This is a genomic window from Shewanella sp. MF05960, assembly GCF_050849305.1.
Lineage (GTDB): Bacteria > Pseudomonadota > Gammaproteobacteria > Enterobacterales > Shewanellaceae > Shewanella.
In genome coordinates this window covers 228,648-247,630 of sequence record NZ_JBOZPS010000001.1, presented here as the reverse complement: position 1 = coordinate 247,630, position 18,983 = coordinate 228,648, and the positions used below count along the sequence as shown (strand labels likewise).

Genomic DNA, 18,983 nt, shown 5'->3' with positions numbered 1-18,983 from the left:
ATGTGTGAGCCAAATAAGAGTTGAGTAAAAGTTGTGCTCCAACAGTGAGTTTTACGCTGCTTGTTTGACCTTTAATGTGCAAACCAGTACCCTGCGATTTCATTGATATGAATTAACAAGAGTATCACTATGTCTGTCGAACAAATCATTACAGATAAATTGAGTCAAGCCTTTGCGCCCGTGCATCTTGAGGTGGTTAACGAAAGTAATCGTCATCACGTGCCGCCCAACTCAGAAACCCATTTTAAAGTGGTTGTTGTAAGTGACCAGTTTAACGAACAACGTTTACTTGCCCGCCATCGTTTAGTTAACCAAGCCTTAGCGGATGAGTTAGCCAATGGTGTGCATGCATTATCGATAAATGTATATACCGAAACAGAATGGCAGGCATTAGATGAAGTGCCTAAAACGCCTAACTGCAAAGGTTAAGCCGCCTTTACTGTCATTTTTGCTGTGAGTGGTTGAGCATTAGCACGACAATATTTAGCGGGCAAAAGCATAAACTTATTCAATACGTTAAACGAAAAAACCTCGCCTCTGTGTGAGGTTTTTTATTGCATGACAATCATTGTCACTTGTTATGGTTATGTTAGAGTAAACCTTAATTATGTTTGAAAATTAAGGATATCTTCATGGGTAAGGTGAAACAGACCTGCTGGTTAATTGGGCTCACTTTACTGTTAGGTTGCCAACCTGAGGTGCAAACGCCTCAGGCAGAAGTGCAATCACCTGCAGTACCTTATCAAGCAATTAAATGGCGTTTAGCGACATCTTGGCCTAAAAACCTTGCTGGATTAGGCATGGCTCCCGAGCGTTTTGCACAATTAGTCGAGCAAATGTCTAATGGTCGGTTATCAATCGATGTTTATGGCGCTGGTGAGCTCATGCCGGCCTTGTCTGTCTTTGATGGTGTCAGTCAAGGCACGGTTCAAATGGCACACAGTGCTGCTTATTATTGGAAGGGCAAAGCACCTGCCGCACAGTTTTTTTCGTCGATCCCTTTTGGATTAAATGCACAACAAATGAATGCATGGTTGCACTACGGTGGTGGTATGGCACTGTGGGAAGAAGTGTATCAACCGTTTGGGGTTTTACCGTTAGCGGGTGGCAATACCGGAATGCAAATGGGCGGCTGGTTTAATCGGATTATTCATTCCCCAGAAGACATTAAAGGGCTTAAAATGCGTTTGCCCGGCATTGGTGGTGAGGTCTTAAAAAAGCTTGGTGGTATTCCTGTTGACGAACTTGCTGGCCGCGAGCTTTATGGCGCATTACAAACTGGCGCAATCGATGCGGCTGAATGGGTAGGGCCATATAATGATTTACCTTTAGGGTTAAATCAGGTCGCTAAATATTATTATTACCCTGGTTGGCATGAGCCTGGTTCAACCATGGAGTTTTTAATTAATAAACAAGCTTTTGCTGCATTGGCACCCGATTTACAAGCCATCGTAAAAGTGGCTGCGCGCGCAGTGAATCAAGATATGTTAGACGATTATACTCAAGGTCATATTGCCGCAATGAATGCATTGATTGATGAGCACAGTGTTGAGATTAAACCGTTTCCTTCTTCTGTGTTATTAGCATTAAAACAAGCCCGAGATGATGTGTTAGCGCAAGAAGCCACAAAAGATCCTCTGTTTGCTAAAGTCTTACAGGCTTATTTAGCCAATGAAACTGCGGTTAAACGTTATTTTCGTTATACCGAAGACGCACTGAATTATCATGAATAAAATGATATCAATACCCGCTGTGACAAAAATTGATTAGTGATACTATTTCGACATTAGATCGTATAGTGTTTAGAGATCGTACAGTGTTTAGATCATGTTGTGTCTAGATCATACAGTATCAAAATTATTTTATATTCTGGGAGAGAGCAATGCCTTTATTAGACAGTTTTACCGTAGATCATACTCGTATGAATGCTCCAGCGGTTCGTGTTGCAAAACACATGAGCACCCCAAGCGGTGATGCGATTACCGTTTTTGATTTGCGTTTTTGCGCGCCGAATAAAGACATATTAAGTGAACGTGGTATCCATACCCTTGAGCATTTATTTGCCGGTTTTATGCGCGATCATTTAAACGGTGCTGGTGTAGAAATTATCGATATCTCACCAATGGGTTGTCGCACAGGCTTTTACATGAGTCTAATTGGTCAACCTTCTGAGCGCATGGTGGCCGATGCATGGTTAGCTGCGATGAGTGATGTCACCAACGTGGTTGAGCAAAAAGACATTCCAGAGCTTAACGAATACCAATGTGGTACTTATGAAATGCACTCTTTAACAGAAGCGCAAGATATTGCTCGCATGATTATTGCAGCTGGTGTGAGCGTCAATCGAAATGATGACTTAAAACTGAGTGATGAGATTTTAGGTAACCTCTAAACTTATCTCTACACATATGAAAAGCGGCTTAGGCCGCTTTTTTTGTCAATAAACCCCGATAATATTGATGAAACGTTATCAGTATGCTGTTTTTATGTCACTGAAACCGTTATTGTATCGAGCATAATAATACATACAATTTCAACTTAGCTCGACCAGACACATATACGGAGATAATCATGTCTAACCACCCATTTTGCCTGTCGGTAATTGCCGCCGCGGTGTTATTTGCCTGCCATTCAACTCAGGCGTTTGCCGAGACGGTCACAGAATCAATTGATAAGGCAAATAACCAGATTGATTTACAACAATCGACACAGAAGGCTTTTCATTATCGCCAAAGTGATATTGCGTTAGGATTAACCGGGGTAACGGTATTGCCGACATCACCAAACGCCAATGTTGAGTTAATGCACCGTGGTGTATCAGATGGTGTGGCTGTATTACAAGACGGTATCTTCTTTTCGCCTGCACCTTATTCCGGTCAAAACCTAGTATTACAGCCTAATTTGCAACAACAGCAAAGTGTGACGTTATCGAGCATGACCAGTGTGGTAGACGGCTCTGAAGCCGCATTTGGTAAGCTAGAATATCAATCGGTGGCGATTAATGAGAAAAAATACGCTGGCGAATTTAATGTTGAAATGAATGATGATGCCGACTACAGCGGTGGTGTGATTATTAGTGGTACGACTAAAGAATTTGGCATGTTGTTGGCTGTAGATTATCAATCAGCATCAGATGATGTGGGTTATGAGCTAGCTCGCGATGCCGATGCAACCCAAAAAGATATCATGTTCAAAATCGGTGCTGACAGTTTACCGGGTGCACGTAATAAGCAATCAACAGAGTTCAGTTACCAGTATTCTAGCCAAGATGCTGAGCAAGGCACTTTAGGTTTAACAAATAATGATTTTTCTGTTGCCCCAAATCAGCGCTATGCCGCAGCGAATATCGATTTTACCGACGGCGAACGTCAGCGTTATGTGTTAGCCCATAAGCTGCTTCTGTCGGAGACATCCACGGTCGACACCGATTTTTATTACCAAACCTATTCACAAAAAACAGCAAATATGTTGTTTGTTGATGGCGAAATGATTAACACCGTATTGCTTGGTGAGATTGCAGCATTTGAAATCGCGCCAACAGCGGATGGCATGAACTTAGGTGCGTTAGCCCAAGATAACGATTTTGCCGGTTTTGGCGTACAAACCAAAGGCGTTAGCATGCAAGGTCAACATCAAGTGACTTATAGTGCTCGTTACCATACCGATAAAGCTGAAATGGAGCTTGGGCAACAAGATTGGCTTTGGAATAACGATCTATCATTGAGCTCTGCAACAGATAAAGATGCGTTGGTGGTCTATAAAGATGATGCGTCAGCATTCTCGTCTGCGGTTGATGCTCAATTAAATTATGGTCAGTGGTCGATTAACCTAGGATTAGGTTATGAGCATGTGAGTGTGTCTCGAGATGTTAACGATGACTATGACCTTGCGGAAGCTGATTTTTCAGACGATGGTTGGACTCCTTCAATTGAGGTTGCTTATACTCAAGGCGCCTGGTCTGCCGCACTACAAGCCAAACAGGCCTGGACCGCTGCATCAGCCGGCAATATCGAACAAACTGCTCAAGAAGCATTGCAATATCAATTGGCTGTGGCGTATAAGCAAGATGCTTTGGCATTGGCAATGACGGCATATATGCATGATTATGATAACCAACATATTGGTTGTATGTTTGGCATGATTTGCAATTACGAGCAAATTGCATTGCAAGAAAACATCGAAGATGTGACGGTGACAGGCATCGACTTATCGGCTGAGTATAGCCTAGCGTTTGACAGTTTTTCGATTCCATTTAAAGCAAAATATCAGTACACCCAAGCCGAAACAGATATTGGATATTGTTCAAATACTAATGGCTGCTTTGACGGCGACAGCCAATTACCCTGGGTACCTAAGCAGCAGTTTAGCTTCAGCTCTGGTGTGGTAATGGGTGATGTGTCTGTGATTGCACAGGCGCTGTTCCAATCAGAATTAGAATATGAAGGCAACCTTGTCGCTATTGAGCCAATCGACAGCCAATGGAAAGTTGATTTAACGGCGAGCTATCGCGTGACTAAACAACATGAAGTGTATTTAAGAGTTGAAAACGTATTGGATGAAGAGCTTGTTGCAAAACGCACCCTAGCGGGTTTACAGGCTCAATCAGAAATGAGCGCTTATTTGGGTTACCAGGCGCGTTTTTAGTTATCAATTAGTCTTAGTCTATTATTAATGGCAGCAGCCTGAGCACATCTTGCTTGAGCTGCTGTTTTTTTATGCGCGAACAAATTAGATAAAATTATTTCTATAATTATTAATGCTATAGTATGTCAAATCGTAATACAGTCGTTGCTGTTTTGTACGGTGTTGTTATTCAGTTGGATTAAGTTAAATTCTGTCGTTAGACAAAGGTATTGGTTTGAAAACACCTATTATTTTCGTGGCGATAGTCTCATATTTACGGTAAAATGCGCGCGACCAGCGTGATTGCGATCGCATTTCCGTGTTAAATCTGCGCTAGCTCAAATGGCAAGTATTTGTTAATACTTTGTTTTTGTAGCGGAACGTGGCGCATTGTCTTTCCTTCAAACGTAGTGCTTGTGGATATGATTACAATTAAGAAAGGATTGGAACTGCCTATAGCAGGCGGACCAGAGCAAGTTATCCATAATGGCCCAGCCATTAGACATGTAGCTACTTTGGGTGAAGAGTATATTGGCTTACGTCCAACGATGAAAATCAAAGTGGGCGATAAAGTACAAAAAGGCCAGGTTCTTTTTGAAGATAAAAAGAATTTAGGCGTTAAATATACGGCTTTAGCCAGTGGTACTATATTAGAAATCAACCGAGGTGCAAGACGTGTACTTCAATCTGTTGTTATTGCTGTAGAAGGTGACGATTGCGTTGCTTTTGCTCAATATGAAGCAGAGAAATTAGACACGTTAGACGTACAAGCCGTTCGTGACAATCTGATTGAATCAGGTTTGTGGACTGCTTTGCGTACACGCCCTTTCAGTAAAGTGCCAGCCGTAGATGCTACTACAGCAGGTATTTTCGTTACTGCAATTGATACTCAACCTCTTGCTGCCGATCCTGTGGTAGTCATCGCTCAACATAAAGACGATTTTGCTAACGGCCTTAAGGTATTAGCACGATTAACTGAAGGTAAAGTTTACCTATGTAAAGCGCCAGGTGCTGATATCCCTGCAGCCAATGCCCAAGTTGAAGAATTTGCCGGAAAACATCCAGCAGGTTTAGTGGGTACACACATTCATCATGTTCTTTCTGCTTCTGCTACTCGTAGTGTATGGCATGTAGGTTATCAAGATGTGATTGCGATTGGCCAACTGTTCACTCAAGGTGTGTTAAACACTGAGCGTGTAGTGGCTATTGGTGGTCCTAAAGCAAAACAACCTCGCTTAGTCCGTACTGTATTGGGTGCAAGCATGACTGAACTTACTGCTGATGAAACAGTAGGTGAAAGTGTTCGTATCGTATCAGGTTCGGTATTAAATGGCCGTACGGCAGTAGGACCTCATGCTTATTTAGGTCGCTACCATCAGCAGGTAAGTGTACTAGAAGAAGGCAATGAGAAAGAATTGTTTGGTTGGGCAATGCCTGGTTCAGATAAATTCTCTATTACACGTGCATTCTTAGGTCACTTAAGCCCATCTCGTCTGTTTAACATGACGACCAGTACGGGCGGCTCAGACCGTGCAATGGTGCCAATTGGTAACTATGAACGTGTGATGCCTTTAGATATTTTAGCTACCATGCTACTTCGTGACCTTGTCTCTGGGGACTTTGATGGCGCAGCTCGTTTAGGCGCATTAGAGTTAGACGAAGAAGATTTGGCATTGTGCACGTTCGTATGTCCAGGTAAATATGACTACGCTTCATATTTACGTGACTGTCTAGATACGATCGAGAGGGAAGGCTAATGAGCTTGAAAGATTTTATCGAGCGTATTGAACCGCAATTTGAAAAAGGCGGTAAATACGAAAAGTGGTATGCGCTTTATGAAGCCGCAGCTACTGTTTTCTATACTCCAGGTAAAGTGAACCATGGTAAAACCCATGTTCGCGATAACCTTGACCTAAAGCGTATGATGATTACGGTTTGGGCGTGTACATTCCCAGCAATGTTTTTTGGTATGTACAACGTAGGTTTACAAGCTCAAATCGCTATGGCTGCCGGTTTCGGTACCCCTGACGTTTGGCAAGTTGGTTTATTTGAACTATTTGGTGCGCAGCTTGCTGCGGACTCTGGCATAGCATCATTAATGTTTTATGGTGCCTGTTTCTTCCTACCGATATACGCCGTCACGTTTATTGTCGGCGGTTTTTGGGAAGTACTCTTTGCCTCGGTGCGTGGTCATGAAGTTAACGAAGGTTTCTTCGTAACATCTGTACTCTTTGCCTTAACCTTGCCGGCAACTATTCCGTTATGGATGGTCGCATTAGGTATCACCTTTGGTGTGGTTGTCGCAAAAGAAATCTTCGGCGGTACAGGTCGTAACTTCTTAAACCCTGCGTTAGCGGGCCGTGCATTCTTGTTCTTTGCTTACCCATTAAGCATGTCTGGCGACACCTCTTGGGTGGTTGCAGACGGTTATTCTGGTGCAACAGCATTGAGCCAAGCAGCACAAGGTGCTTTTGACTATACCTCTAATGCAAACTGGATAGATGCCTTTATGGGCTTTATTCCTGGTTCTGTTGGTGAAGTGTCGACGTTTGCTATTTTGCTAGGTGGCCTTGTTATTATCTATACCCGTATTGCGTCATGGCGCATCGTGGGTGGTGTAATGCTCGGTATGGTTGCGATTGCAACATTGTTAAACGTTGTTGGTAGTGATACTAACCCAATGTTTGCAATGCCTTGGCACTGGCATTTAGTGTTAGGTGGTTTTGCTTTCGGTATGATGTTTATGGCGACAGACCCCGTTTCTGCGTCGTTCACTAATACTGCTAAATGGGCATACGGTTTCTTAATCGGTGCAATGGTAGTGTTTATCCGTGTGATAAACCCTGCATTCCCTGAAGGTATGATGTTAGCTATTTTATTCGCTAACTTATTTGCACCTTTATTTGACCATTTTGTAGTTCAGGCAAATATCAAGCGGAGGATTGCTCGTGGCTAGTAATAAAGATTCGTTCGGTAGAACGCTATTTGTTGTTGTCGGCTTATGTCTTATCTGTTCTGTGCTTGTATCGACTGCGGCGGTTGTTTTAAAACCAACTCAGCAAGAAAATAAGCTACTTGATAAGCAAAAGTATATTCTCGAAGCAGCAAGCCTTATTGACACCAAAGAAGGTGACGTTACTAAACAAGACATTCTGAGCAAATATAACCAGTATGTTGAAGCACGTTTAGTTGACCTAAAAACAGGTGAGTTTGTAGAAGGTGATGCTAACGCTTACGATCAACGTAAAGCGTCGCGTGACATGACAACCTCAACAATTCCTGAAAACGACATTGCTTCAATCAAGCGTGTTGCTGACAAAGCTGTTGTGTACTTAGTACGTGACGACGCAGGTAAATTGACCAGTGTTATTTTACCTGTTCACGGTTACGGCTTATGGTCGACCATGTATGCATTTTTAGCATTAGAAGCTGACTTAAACACGATTCAAGGCTTAGTTTATTATGACCAAGCTGAAACTCCGGGTTTAGGTGGTGAAGTTGAAAATCCTAAATGGAAAGCATTGTGGAAAGGTAAAAAGTTATTTGATGAACAAGGCGACTTGGCTATCAATGTAACGAAGAACCCTGCAGTGGCGAGCACTGTTTACGGTGTGGATGCATTATCTGGTGCAACATTAACCAGTAACGGCGTACAACATTCATTGCAATTTTGGTTAGGTAAAGAAGGCTTTGCAAGCTTTATCGCTAAAGCACGCAACGGAGGGGTAAGCTAATGGCTGACGTTAAAGAACTTAAACAGGTTCTAACTGGACCGATTATCAATAACAACCCAATTGCATTGCAAATTTTGGGTGTATGTAGTGCGCTTGCTGTTACTACTAAGCTGGAAACAGCGTTGGTAATGACCATTGCACTAACTGCGGTAACAGCGTTTTCTAACCTGTTTATCTCACTTATTCGTAATCATATTCCAAGCAGTGTACGTATTATTGTGCAGATGACGATTATTGCCTCTTTGGTAATCGTCGTTGACCAAGTGCTACAAGCTTATGCTTATTCGATTTCTAAACAGTTATCGGTATTCGTTGGTTTGATCATTACTAACTGTATTGTAATGGGTCGTGCTGAAGCTTATGCAATGAAAACGCCTCCTTTGATGAGTTTTATGGATGGTATCGGTAACGGTTTAGGTTACGGTGCAATCTTGTTGTCGGTAGGCTTTATTCGTGAATTATTTGGTAATGGTTCATTATTCGGCGTAGAAATCCTCAGTAAAATCTCTGACGGTGGTTGGTATCAGCCTAACGGCTTATTACTGTTACCACCAAGTGCGTTCTTCTTGATTGGTGGTCTGATCTGGTTGCTCCGTACGTATAAGCCAGAGCAAGTAGAAGCAAAAGGATAAACGCAATGGAACATTATATTAGTTTATTAATTCGCTCCGTTTTCATTGAAAACATGGCGCTAGCGTTCTTCCTAGGTATGTGTACTTTTTTAGCAGTGTCTAAAAAAGTGACAACTGCGATGGGCCTAGGTGTTGCAGTTATCGTGGTATTGGCTATCTCGGTTCCTGCTAACCAAATTATTTATCAAGGTTTACTTGCTCCTGGCGCGTTAGCTTGGGCCGGTATTCCAGATGCTGATTTGAGCTTCTTGAAGTTCATCACCTTTATCGGTGTGATCGCAGCACTTGTGCAAATTTTGGAAATGGCGTTAGACAAATATTTCCCTCCTTTGTACAACGCGTTAGGTATTTTCTTACCTTTGATTACCGTGAACTGTGCGATTTTTGGTGCAGTGTCTTTCATGGTAGAACGTGATTACAACCTAGGCGAGAGCGTGGTATTTGGTATCGGCTCTGGTATTGGTTGGGCATTAGCAATTGTATTGCTAGCCGGTATTCGCGAAAAGATGAAATATTCTGACGTGCCAAATGGCTTACGTGGCTTAGGTATTACCTTCGTTACTGCTGGTCTTATGGCTCTAGGTTTCATGTCATTCTCTGGTGTTTCTCTTTAAGAAGAACATTGAGACGACGCATTAATTTGAACCTTTAAGGATAAGTGAATGGGTATTCTTGAATCTACTCCAATAGATGTATATCTAGGTGTGAGTATGTTTACTGTGATTGTATTAGTATTGGTATTAGTGATTTTATTCGCTAAATCAAAATTAGTAGCAAGCGGTGATATCATCATTGGTATCAACGGCGACACAGATAAAGCAATTAAAACAGGTGCAGGCGGCAAGTTACTTGGCGTATTAGCAGACAATGGTATTTTCGTATCAAGTGCGTGTGGCGGCGGTGGCTCATGTGGTCAGTGTCGTGTACACATTAAATCAGGTGGTGGCGATATTCTACCAACTGAGCTTGATCACATTAGTAAAGGTGAAGCACGTCAAGGGTGTCGTTTATCTTGTCAGGTTAACGTTAAATCTGATATGGAAATCGAACTTGACGAAGAGATCTTCGGCATCAAAAAATGGGAATGTGAAGTTATCTCTAATGATAACAAAGCGACGTTCATTAAAGAACTTAAGCTACAAATCCCTGATGGCGAATCTGTGCCTTTCCGCGCCGGTGGTTATATTCAGATTGAAGCACCCGCTCACCATGTTAAGTATGCTGAGTTTGAAGTACCTGAAAAATACCGTGGCGACTGGGAACACTTTGGCTTCTTTAAGTTAGAGTCTAAAGTTGACGAAGAAACTATTCGTGCATACTCAATGGCTAACTACCCAGAAGAGTTTGGGATTATTATGTTGAACGTGCGTATCGCTACGCCACCGCCACGTAACTTAACCCTACCTTGTGGTAAAATGTCTTCGTACATTTGGAGCTTAACAGCTGGCGATAAAGTGACAATTTCTGGTCCATTTGGTGAGTTCTTCGCTAAAGATACCGATGCAGAGATGATCTTTATTGGTGGTGGTGCTGGTATGGCGCCAATGCGTTCACACATTTTTGACCAATTAAAGCGTCTTAAATCAAAACGTAAAATGAGCTTCTGGTACGGTGCCCGTTCTAAACGTGAGATGTTCTACGTAGAAGACTTTGACGGCTTAGCGGCTGAAAATGATAACTTTAAGTGGCATGTAGCATTATCTGATCCGCAAGCGGAAGATAACTGGACCGGTTACACAGGCTTTATCCATAACGTATTGTACGAAAACTACTTACGTGACCACGATGCACCAGAAGATTGTGAGTTCTACATGTGTGGACCTCCAATGATGAACGCAGCCGTGATTGGGATGCTAAAAGACTTAGGCGTTGAAGACGAAAACATCTTGCTCGATGATTTCGGTGGCTAATGAGGTAACTCATTACATTGACAAGTAAGTCATGAAAATTGCAGCAATGCAGACAGGGTGGTCAAACACAGGTCTGCAGGCTGCAATTTTTTTTATTCATTTAACCAGCGTAAATTTGAAATGACCGTGAATGCTATCAAGTTATTATTAACCGCTTTATTGCTTTTTTGCGTGAGTGCTTGCAGTACACCAGAGCCTGTTATTGCCTTATCGGGTAGCACGATGGGGACGACTTACCATATTAAAGTTGTGCCAAACGATAAGCTGCCAGAAGCGCAACTGTTGCAAGCCGAAATCGACATGGCGTTAGAGGTGGTTAACGACCAGATGTCGACTTATCGCAATGATTCCGAATTGTCGAAGTTTAATCAATTGCAAGTGCAGCAGAGTGTTAAAGTGTCAGCTGATACGCTTAAAGTGATTAATGAAGGCATACGTTTATACCAAGAAACCGGCGGTGCGTTAGACATCACTTTAGGACCTGTGGTTAATTTGTGGGGATTTGGACCTGATAAGCGACCCACTTCAGTACCAACCCAAACACAGATAGATGCAGCTAAAGCTAAAATGGGCATTAATGCGCTTGCTGTCAATGGCACCACATTAACCAAACACAATACCGGTTTATATGTCGATTTATCGTCTATTGCCAAAGGTTTTGGCGTTGATAAAATTGCCTCGATTTTAGATAAGTATGAAGCCAGTGGTTATTTAGTTGAAATTGGTGGCGAATTAAATGTTAAAGGTACCAAAGCAGATGGCATAGCATGGCGTATTGCGGTTGAACAACCGACCGACGAAGGCCTGGCCGTACAGCAAGTGATTGAACCTGGGACTATGTCGTTAGCAACTTCAGGTGATTATCGTAACTTTTATGAAGAAGACGGCGAGCGTTTTTCACATTTGATTGATCCTCGTAACGGATATCCTATTAAGCATAAACTTGCCTCTGCAACCGTGCTACACTCTAGTTGTATGACCGCAGATGGATATGCCACCGCCATGATGGTGTTAGGTACCGAAGCTTCATTGGCACTTGCTAAAGAGAAAAATTTAGCAATAATGCTGATTGAAAAGCAGGATCAAGGTTTTAAGGTCTATTACAGTGATGCGTTTAAAGCATATGTAAAGTAACCTTAAATAGGGTTATATTGCTGACGATTAGGTCAGAATTAAGCTAGATTGAGTTAATTGGAGTTCGTAATGAGCACATTTATTGCTGCGTTTGTGGTGTTACTTTTGTTTTTCTTATTAATGTCTGTTGGCTATATCGTGAAGAAAAAAGCGGTAGAAGGCAGTTGCGGTGGATTAGGTGTGTTAGGTATTGAGAAAGCCTGTGACTGTGATAACCCTTGTGATGCGCGTAAACTTCGTATGCAAAAAGAACAAGACCGTAAAGATATGCTCAACCAAAATAGAATTATTTAAATTGTATCGCTTCTGATTTTAGAGCTTACAATGTAAAGAGCCTTCATTATGAAGGCTTTTTTTATGGGTTGCTTACCACAGTGGTGTTACAAAACTTAGTTATAATGATAATGGTTATCAATTGTAAGTTGGTGAAAATAAAGGAAAATTTGCCTTTTTATCTACATTGTTCTATCCTGTATGAAATTGATCGAGATCACACTATTTATCAAGGGACATTGCTATGAAAGGTCATCCTAAAGTCATCAGTCAACTCAATCGTGTACTTACTTGCGAACTGACAGCCATTAACCAGTACTTTTTACATGCGCGCATGTTTAAGCACTGGGGTTTAGAAAAGCTGAATGAGAAAGAGTACAAAAAATCGATTGAAGACATGAAGCATGCTGACAAGTTGATTGAGCGAGTCTTGTTTCTTGAAGGATTACCTAATTTACAGCAGTTAGATAAATTGCGCATTGGTGAGCATGCCCAAGAGATGCTTAGCTGTGATTTAGCGGCAGTGACTGAGCAAATTGCTATCTTACGTGAAGCGATTAGTGTATGTGAAACTCAGCAAGATTACGTTAGCCGTGATCTATTTGAAGATTTATTAGAAGACGAAGAAGAACACCTAGATTGGATTGAGTCTCAGCAAGAACTGATTAGCCAAACGGGTATCCAAAACTATCTTCAATCACAAATTAACGACTAATAGGAATTATCATGAAAGGCAATCCTGAAGTAATCGACGCCCTAAATTTATTGTTAACTGGCGAGTTATCTGCAATGGACCAGTATTTTGTTCATGCTCATATGTATGAAGATTGGGGATTTAATGAATTATATACCCGTATCTTACATGAGTCAGACGACGAAAAGTTGCATGCGGCAAAGTTAGTTCAACGTATTCTATTTTTAGAAGGCACGCCCGATGTCGGCAGCCGTGAAGCGTTGAATATTGGCAAAGATGTACAAGAAATGTTTAAAAATGACTTAGCTTATGAGTATCACGTAGCCGATAACTTACGTAAGGTTATTGCCTTGTGTGAAGCAAAGAAAGATTATCAGACCCGTGAAATTTTAGAAGTGTTACTCGATGATACTGAATCTGATCATATGTATTGGTTAGAAAAGCAATTGGGTCTTATTGAGCGCATTGGTTTACAGAACTATTTACAAACTAAAATGTAATCATTATTAGATAACACGCTATGTTAAAGAAGCCCAACTCAGTTTGGGCTTTTTTGTCTCCGTGATTGAGATAATGATAGTGTACTGTTTTTATATACAGTGATATTATTGGCGTTAAGTTAATCACTGATGGTCACAGAATGCGTAAAATCATTCATATCGATATGGATTGTTATTTTGCTGCGGTCGAAATGCGCGACTTTCCTGAGTTACGAGGAAAAGCCATTGCTGTCGGTGGCAGAAGTGATCGCCGTGGTGTGATAAGTACCTGCAGTTATGAAGCGCGTAAATTTGGTGTCCGAAGTGCAATGTCGAGTTATCACGCATTGCAATTGTGCCCACAGTTAATTTTAGTGCCGGGACGAATGGATGTATATAAGTCAGTTTCGTTGCAGATCCGTGAGATTTTCCATCGTTATACTGATTTAGTTGAACCATTGTCGTTAGACGAGGCCTACCTCGATGTCACTGATTGCACCGAACATAAAGGCAGTGCGACTTTAATTGCTAACGCCATACGCGATGAGATATTTGCCATCACAGGATTAACCGCTTCAGCGGGGGTTGCACCGATTAAGTTTCTAGCCAAAATTGCCTCAGATTTAAACAAACCGAATGGTCAATATGTGATAACCCCAAATCAAATCTGCGACTTTGTTAAAGACTTACCTTTGAGTAAAATTCCAGGGGTTGGTAAGGTCACTTCACAAAAGCTTGCTGATATTGGCTTAGTCACTTGCTTTGATGTGCAGCAATACCCCAAAGTGAAACTGATTGAAGCCTTTGGTAAGTTTGGCCATGTGCTTATTGAGCGTGCTCAAGGCATTGATACGCGGCAAATTAGTCCACACAGAGTGCGTAAGTCTGTTGGTGTTGAAACCACCTTAGCCAAAGACATATTTACCCTAGAGCAATGCCACCAAGTCTTGCCGCAACTGATTCAAGAATTAAGTGCGCGGGTACATCGCAGTGCGAAAGACCGACTGATCAATAAACAAGTGGTTAAATTAAAATTTAATGATTTTAAGCAGACTACGATTGAGCATCGTAGCGATGCTATTTCAGTCAATATGTTTCACGAATTATTAAAGCAGGCTCTGCAACGCAGCCAAGGCCGTGGCATACGCTTAATCGGTGTGAGTGTAGGTTTAGCCGATATCGTCCAAGGCCAATCAGATGGTTTAGCAGATAAATTGACCCAACTCGATTTACAATTTTAACCTGCCTTTTTACCGTTACGCACAAAAAAGACGACTTAAAGTCGCCTTTGATTTTTTGATGAATTAGTTCGTTAACGTATTACGCATCTTTTGCAGGAATACGAGCTAATACCGCCAGTAGCAATTCCCAGTATTGGCCAACAGTCGTGATGTTAACCATTTCATCTGGACTGTGTGGATAACGGATCGTTGGCCCAATCGAAACCATGTCCATGTGCGGATACGGTTCTTTAAATAAACCACATTCAAGACCAGCATGGATGACCATGATGGTTGGGTCTTTCTTATAAATATCATTATAGGTTTCACGCACGATGGCCATGACTGGCGAGCTGGTGTCTGGCTTCCAACCTGGGTAAGCACCGCTTAAATCAATACTTGCGCCAGAAAGGTTAGCTAATGCAGTCAGCATACCGGTAACTTCTTCTCGGCCAGAGTCGATTAATGAACGGATAAGGCACAATATTTCAACGCTTTCATCTTCAGTGCTAATCACGCCGATATTGAGTGAGGTTTCGGTTACGCCTTCAACTTCATCGCTCATGCGGATAACGCCATTGGGGCTAGCATGAAGTAAATCGATTAAGGTATTTTGCGCATCTTCGCCCATCACTTTTGTTGGTGTGGCAATTTCTGCGAGGCTCAGTAACATGCCTGGGTCTGCAATGGCTAACTCTTCACGAACCAAAGCTTGGAAAGACTCTATTGCCTGTTTAAGCGCAGCAACATTCTCACTTGGCAACATAAAGGTCATATTGGCTTCGCGTGGAATGGCATTACGCAGTGAACCACCCGTAAAGCTAACCAGTTCAATGGCTAACTCATCACTGTATTTAAACAAAAAGCGAGCTAACAATTTATTGGCATTACCTCGTCCAAGGTGAATGTTCACCCCTGAGTGGCCGCCTTTTAAGCCTGATAGGGTCATTGAGAAACTGGCATTACTTTGCTCTGGTGCTTGCCAAGACATCGGCACACTGATTTGTGCATCAACGCCGCCGGCACAACCCATGTAGATTTCGCCTTCTTGTTCAGAGTCGGTATTGATGAGGATATCGGCCTCAAGGTAACCCGCTTCTAGACCAAAAGCGCCTGTCATGCCCGCTTCTTCATCAATGGTTAGCAATACTTCTAGTGGTCCATGTTTAATGTCTTTGCTGCCTAAAACGGCTAGCGCAGACGACATACCGATACCATTGTCTGAACCTAATGTCGTGCCTCTGGCTTTAACCCAATCTCCATCTACATAAGCTTCGATTGGATCGGTTTCAAAGTTATGGACTTTATCGGCATTCTTTTGCGGCACCATATCAATGTGTGCTTGTAGCACCACTATTTTGCAATTTTCCATACCTGGGGTGGCAGGCTTGCGAATAATTAAGTTACCGACTTTATCTTCAACAACTGCAAGCCCTTGAGCTTTAGCCCATTGTTGAATATGTTGCGATAACGCTTGCTCATGTTTTGAAGGATGTGGAATAGCGCAAATTTGTTCAAACCATTGCCAAAGAGGCTGAGGATATAATTGAGTTAATGCAGTCACGAAACGCCCTCTATGAAGAATTCAGTCGAATACGACAGATGTTATACCCAATCAACCAGAAGATGCATGTTTCAGAGCTTCACCGTGTTTTCAATACTAGATGCGTTAATGTAAGTACCTTATAAATTAGCGCATCAACGCCCTTGATTTAAAAATCAAGGGACACGGTGAAACTCCCAAAGGGCAAGTTTTACAGGCGTTTATGCTGCGGCTTTTGTTAATTTAGCTGATTTTGGAAAGGGAACGACCATTACCCGCAATCAATGCCTTGCCTAAACGCGTGTAAATTCTTGCTGAAATCGAACATCACTCGGTAATTGGGCATATAGCTGCAAATATTTTAACATATTCTGCGGCGTTACTTGATATTGCCACATCAATTTGCCAAGGTTTAGGCCACAAATCTGTAAATAAATATGAACCAGCAACTCTGTTGTTGAATAAGGACATTTATGACCCAAATAAATCAAACTGCGCAAGCATTTCAAGTGCCTTTTATTGATGTCACCAGTGACGAAGCCATTTTTGAAGGTGAAGGTTGGGATGCCGTGGTCGTCATTGCGCCGAGCCTTGCTGATATTAAGCAAGATGAAATTAATTTATTGGCAGCCCATGCTAGCCAAATTGATATGCGTGTTGGCAAAAGTGCCACTTTACTGTTCGCGCCAGGTTTAGCTGGAGGGCGTTTAATTATCTCGCCGGTTGCAGATGCCGATAACTCTTATAACGATGTGCGTGTATTTGCCAAAGCAGCGCGTGAAGGCATTGCTATTGCAAAAGCTGCGGGCGCAATTAAGCCATTACTTGTTGTGCCTGCTGTGGATGATAAACGTTATCAATATGCACAGCAAATTGCGGCACTGGCATGTGGCCAAGAGTTGTGGCAACCATTAGAAGCACGTGAAGCCCAAGCGTTAGTACCCAGTTTTAAAGCCATTGGTTTACTCAATAGCGACTCTTATGGCCTGTTAGTCAATGCCGCAGAATCTGGGCGAGTGTTAGCACGTGATCTTTGCGGTACCGATCCTGAGCGTATGTCCGCCATTGGCTTTGCGCAATACTGTGTCGACGCTTTTGCTGGCAGTGGTCTCGCGGTGTCGGTGATTGATCAGCTTGAGCAATTAAAAAGTGACTATCCACTGTTAAGCGCTGTTGGTCGAAGCTCATTGGGTATTGAGCGTCATCATCCTCGGGTGGTGAAACTAGAATATGTCGGCGAGGGTACCATTACAAAAACCTTATTCTTTGCCGGTAAAGGAGTTGTATATGATACGGGGGGCGCAGACATAAAAGTAGCTGGCTCTATGGCTGGCATGAGCCGTGATAAAGGTGGTGCCGCCGCTGTTGCCGGGTTAATGAAAGCATTATCTATTCTTAAACCCAAGGGCATCAAAGTGGTCGCTGAGCTCGGATTAGTTAGAAATAGTATCGGCAGTGATGCCTTTGTCACTGACGAAATTATCACTAACCATGCAGGTGTGCGAGTTAGGATTGGTAATACCGATGCAGAAGGGCGTTTAGTGCTTGCCGATTTATTGTCGCATTTACGTATTCAAGCCCAACAGGCTATTAATCCACAATTATTTTCGGTCGCAACGCTAACTGGTCATGTGGTGAGGGCCTATGGTGGTTACACCGCATTAGTTGAAAATAGTGTGGCTAAACAACAAGGCGTAGCAACATTATTAGCCGATGTGGGCGAGCAGTGGGGAGAGCCATTTGAGGTGTCGCGCTTGCGCCCAGAAGACTTTGACAAAGTCGCAGACAAAAATGGAGCGGCCGATGTGGTGTCTTCAAATAATGGTCCGTCATCGATTACCGCGCGCGGTCATCAATATCCTGCAGCTTTCTTGTTAAAAGCGTCTGGTTTACTGCAAACACAGCTGGCATTTACTCACATTGATATCGCAGGCAGTGCCGTTGAGGGCGATCCTCTTTACGGCAAGCCCACTGCGAACCCTTTGGTTGCTTTATTACAGTTTGCTAAAATGTAACAATTACCAGTGTAATGCGCTGCTTTTATTGGTTAAAATTAGCTTATTACATTGGGTTAACAATAGTTATACATAGTTTTAATACAGTTTATTTGTAATTAAATCACTTTTTATGAAGTTTTTGTGAATTAAAGCAAATAATACTTGTAATTAAATTACAGTTTTGTATAATTCATTTCGTCGACAAGCAGTGTGCTTATCGGCTCTAGTTAATCCAGGATGGATATAGCCTCCAGGGATCTGAGTGACAAGTTGTCTCAACGGATTTGAGAAATGTACGTTCCAAGGAACCGAGCCAAGCTTTACTAGGTTTATACAACTTAACTTTATTCAGGAGAAGACCATGTCTTATACAGGTAACGGCAAAATTTATTGGCAAAACACTTGGTTTGCTGACGTATCAGTTTTACGTGGCGGTATTTTCGCCATGAAATTTTAAGAATTGACCCTCTTAAAGTAGCTTTAATATCCATCAACCTTTTGTTCGTCGCGTTTGACGGTTTTAGACAAGGTGGTAAATTAATTAATTTATCGCCACATCACGTTAAGTGGTGCTAGCTTTCCTTTCCCCATATGGGATGCTTGTAACATGTCTGCCTACTCTTCAGAGTAGGCTTTTTTTTGTCTGCAATTTACCTCACGAGTTTAGTCCGCTATATAAAACACTGTAATCTTTCAACAAAATGGCCAATTATAGCTATCACGCCTGTAAGAACTTATAATCCA

The 18,983-nt window shown here is 42.2% G+C and carries 17 protein-coding genes; 16 read left to right on the top strand and 1 reads right to left on the bottom strand.

What is annotated here, in order from left to right; genetic code table 11:
• Positions 1-129: 129 nt before the first annotated feature.
• The 15 genes from ACROAE_RS01065 to dinB all read left to right on the top strand — a co-directional run bounded on the left by ACROAE_RS01065 (position 130) and on the right by dinB (position 14,720).
• Positions 130-429, top strand: a complete 300-nt coding sequence (locus tag ACROAE_RS01065; protein ID WP_432399067.1) for a BolA family protein — start codon at positions 130-132, stop codon at positions 427-429.
• 203 nt (positions 430-632) lie between these two features.
• Positions 633-1,733: a TRAP transporter substrate-binding protein gene (locus tag ACROAE_RS01060; protein WP_432399066.1), complete on the top strand. Its 1,101-nt coding sequence runs from the start codon at positions 633-635 to the stop codon at positions 1,731-1,733.
• A gap of 149 nt (positions 1,734-1,882) precedes the next feature.
• Positions 1,883-2,392 carry an S-ribosylhomocysteine lyase gene (gene luxS, locus ACROAE_RS01055; RefSeq protein ID WP_432399064.1) on the top strand — a complete coding sequence of 170 codons (510 nt, stop codon included), beginning with the start codon at positions 1,883-1,885 and terminating at the stop codon, positions 2,390-2,392.
• A gap of 179 nt (positions 2,393-2,571) precedes the next feature.
• Positions 2,572-4,644, top strand: coding sequence for a TonB-dependent receptor domain-containing protein (locus ACROAE_RS01050; RefSeq protein ID WP_432399063.1), 2,073 nt, complete (start codon positions 2,572-2,574; stop codon positions 4,642-4,644).
• A 401-nt stretch (positions 4,645-5,045) separates the two neighbouring features.
• On the top strand, positions 5,046-6,380 hold the full coding sequence (locus ACROAE_RS01045; protein WP_432399062.1) for a Na(+)-translocating NADH-quinone reductase subunit A: 1,335 nt from the start codon (positions 5,046-5,048) through the stop codon (positions 6,378-6,380).
• Positions 6,380-7,579 carry an NADH:ubiquinone reductase (Na(+)-transporting) subunit B gene (locus ACROAE_RS01040; RefSeq protein WP_432399061.1) on the top strand — a complete coding sequence of 400 codons (1,200 nt, stop codon included), beginning with the start codon at positions 6,380-6,382 and terminating at the stop codon, positions 7,577-7,579. Before ACROAE_RS01045 ends, ACROAE_RS01040 begins: the two co-directional genes overlap by 1 nt.
• Positions 7,572-8,357, top strand: a complete 786-nt coding sequence (locus ACROAE_RS01035) for a Na(+)-translocating NADH-quinone reductase subunit C (RefSeq protein ID WP_432399060.1) — start codon at positions 7,572-7,574, stop codon at positions 8,355-8,357. Before ACROAE_RS01040 ends, ACROAE_RS01035 begins: the two co-directional genes overlap by 8 nt.
• Positions 8,357-8,989, top strand: coding sequence for an NADH:ubiquinone reductase (Na(+)-transporting) subunit D (locus ACROAE_RS01030; protein WP_188954151.1), 633 nt, complete (start codon positions 8,357-8,359; stop codon positions 8,987-8,989). The genes ACROAE_RS01035 and ACROAE_RS01030 overlap by 1 nt, the downstream gene beginning before the upstream one ends.
• 5 nt (positions 8,990-8,994) lie before the next feature.
• A complete protein-coding gene (gene nqrE, locus ACROAE_RS01025; RefSeq protein WP_188954153.1) occupies positions 8,995-9,603 on the top strand; it encodes an NADH:ubiquinone reductase (Na(+)-transporting) subunit E in 609 nt (202 codons plus the stop codon).
• A 48-nt stretch (positions 9,604-9,651) separates the two neighbouring features.
• The gene (gene nqrF / locus ACROAE_RS01020; protein WP_188954155.1) at positions 9,652-10,899 is read left to right on the top strand and encodes an NADH:ubiquinone reductase (Na(+)-transporting) subunit F; all 1,248 of its coding nucleotides are present in this window, start codon (positions 9,652-9,654) and stop codon (positions 10,897-10,899) included.
• A 120-nt stretch (positions 10,900-11,019) separates the two neighbouring features.
• Positions 11,020-12,033 (top strand): FAD:protein FMN transferase, encoded by a 1,014-nt coding sequence (locus ACROAE_RS01015; protein ID WP_432399059.1) that lies wholly within the window; start codon positions 11,020-11,022, stop codon positions 12,031-12,033.
• Between the two features lie 69 nt (positions 12,034-12,102).
• Positions 12,103-12,327, top strand: coding sequence for a (Na+)-NQR maturation NqrM (gene nqrM / locus ACROAE_RS01010; RefSeq protein ID WP_432399058.1), 225 nt, complete (start codon positions 12,103-12,105; stop codon positions 12,325-12,327).
• Between the two features lie 223 nt (positions 12,328-12,550).
• Positions 12,551-13,021: a bacterioferritin gene (gene bfr, locus ACROAE_RS01005; protein WP_432399057.1), complete on the top strand. Its 471-nt coding sequence runs from the start codon at positions 12,551-12,553 to the stop codon at positions 13,019-13,021.
• A gap of 11 nt (positions 13,022-13,032) precedes the next feature.
• Positions 13,033-13,500 (top strand): bacterioferritin, encoded by a 468-nt coding sequence (bfr, locus tag ACROAE_RS01000; protein ID WP_432399056.1) that lies wholly within the window; start codon positions 13,033-13,035, stop codon positions 13,498-13,500.
• A gap of 140 nt (positions 13,501-13,640) precedes the next feature.
• Positions 13,641-14,720: a DNA polymerase IV gene (gene dinB, locus ACROAE_RS00995; protein ID WP_432399055.1), complete on the top strand. Its 1,080-nt coding sequence runs from the start codon at positions 13,641-13,643 to the stop codon at positions 14,718-14,720.
• Between the two features lie 79 nt (positions 14,721-14,799).
• On the opposite strand, the gene ACROAE_RS00990 is transcribed toward dinB, so the two are convergent.
• Positions 14,800-16,263 (bottom strand): aminoacyl-histidine dipeptidase, encoded by a 1,464-nt coding sequence (locus ACROAE_RS00990; protein WP_432399054.1) that lies wholly within the window; start codon positions 16,261-16,263, stop codon positions 14,800-14,802.
• 452 nt (positions 16,264-16,715) lie between these two features.
• Here ACROAE_RS00990 and ACROAE_RS00985 point away from each other — a divergent pair, with 452 nt between their 5' ends.
• Positions 16,716-18,257, top strand: a complete 1,542-nt coding sequence (locus ACROAE_RS00985; RefSeq protein ID WP_432399053.1) for a M17 family metallopeptidase — start codon at positions 16,716-16,718, stop codon at positions 18,255-18,257.
• The last annotated feature ends 726 nt before the right edge of the window (positions 18,258-18,983 follow it).

Bases quoted from the DNA above. Each gene is read 5' to 3' on its own strand.
- ACROAE_RS01065 (WP_432399067.1), top strand. From the start codon at position 130: ATGTCTGTCGAACAAATCATTACAGATAAATTGAGTCAAGCCTTTGCG.
- ACROAE_RS01060 (WP_432399066.1), top strand. From the start codon at position 633: ATGGGTAAGGTGAAACAGACCTGCTGGTTAATTGGGCTCACTTTACTG.
- luxS (WP_432399064.1), top strand. From the start codon at position 1,883: ATGCCTTTATTAGACAGTTTTACCGTAGATCATACTCGTATGAATGCT.
- ACROAE_RS01050 (WP_432399063.1), top strand. From the start codon at position 2,572: ATGTCTAACCACCCATTTTGCCTGTCGGTAATTGCCGCCGCGGTGTTA.
- ACROAE_RS01045 (WP_432399062.1), top strand. From the start codon at position 5,046: ATGATTACAATTAAGAAAGGATTGGAACTGCCTATAGCAGGCGGACCA.
- ACROAE_RS01040 (WP_432399061.1), top strand. From the start codon at position 6,380: ATGAGCTTGAAAGATTTTATCGAGCGTATTGAACCGCAATTTGAAAAA.
- ACROAE_RS01030 (WP_188954151.1), top strand. From the start codon at position 8,357: ATGGCTGACGTTAAAGAACTTAAACAGGTTCTAACTGGACCGATTATC.
- nqrE (WP_188954153.1), top strand. From the start codon at position 8,995: ATGGAACATTATATTAGTTTATTAATTCGCTCCGTTTTCATTGAAAAC.
- nqrF (WP_188954155.1), top strand. From the start codon at position 9,652: ATGGGTATTCTTGAATCTACTCCAATAGATGTATATCTAGGTGTGAGT.
- ACROAE_RS01015 (WP_432399059.1), top strand. From the start codon at position 11,020: ATGACCGTGAATGCTATCAAGTTATTATTAACCGCTTTATTGCTTTTT.
- nqrM (WP_432399058.1), top strand. From the start codon at position 12,103: ATGAGCACATTTATTGCTGCGTTTGTGGTGTTACTTTTGTTTTTCTTA.
- bfr (WP_432399057.1), top strand. From the start codon at position 12,551: ATGAAAGGTCATCCTAAAGTCATCAGTCAACTCAATCGTGTACTTACT.
- bfr (WP_432399056.1), top strand. From the start codon at position 13,033: ATGAAAGGCAATCCTGAAGTAATCGACGCCCTAAATTTATTGTTAACT.
- dinB (WP_432399055.1), top strand. From the start codon at position 13,641: ATGCGTAAAATCATTCATATCGATATGGATTGTTATTTTGCTGCGGTC.
- ACROAE_RS00985 (WP_432399053.1), top strand. From the start codon at position 16,716: ATGACCCAAATAAATCAAACTGCGCAAGCATTTCAAGTGCCTTTTATT.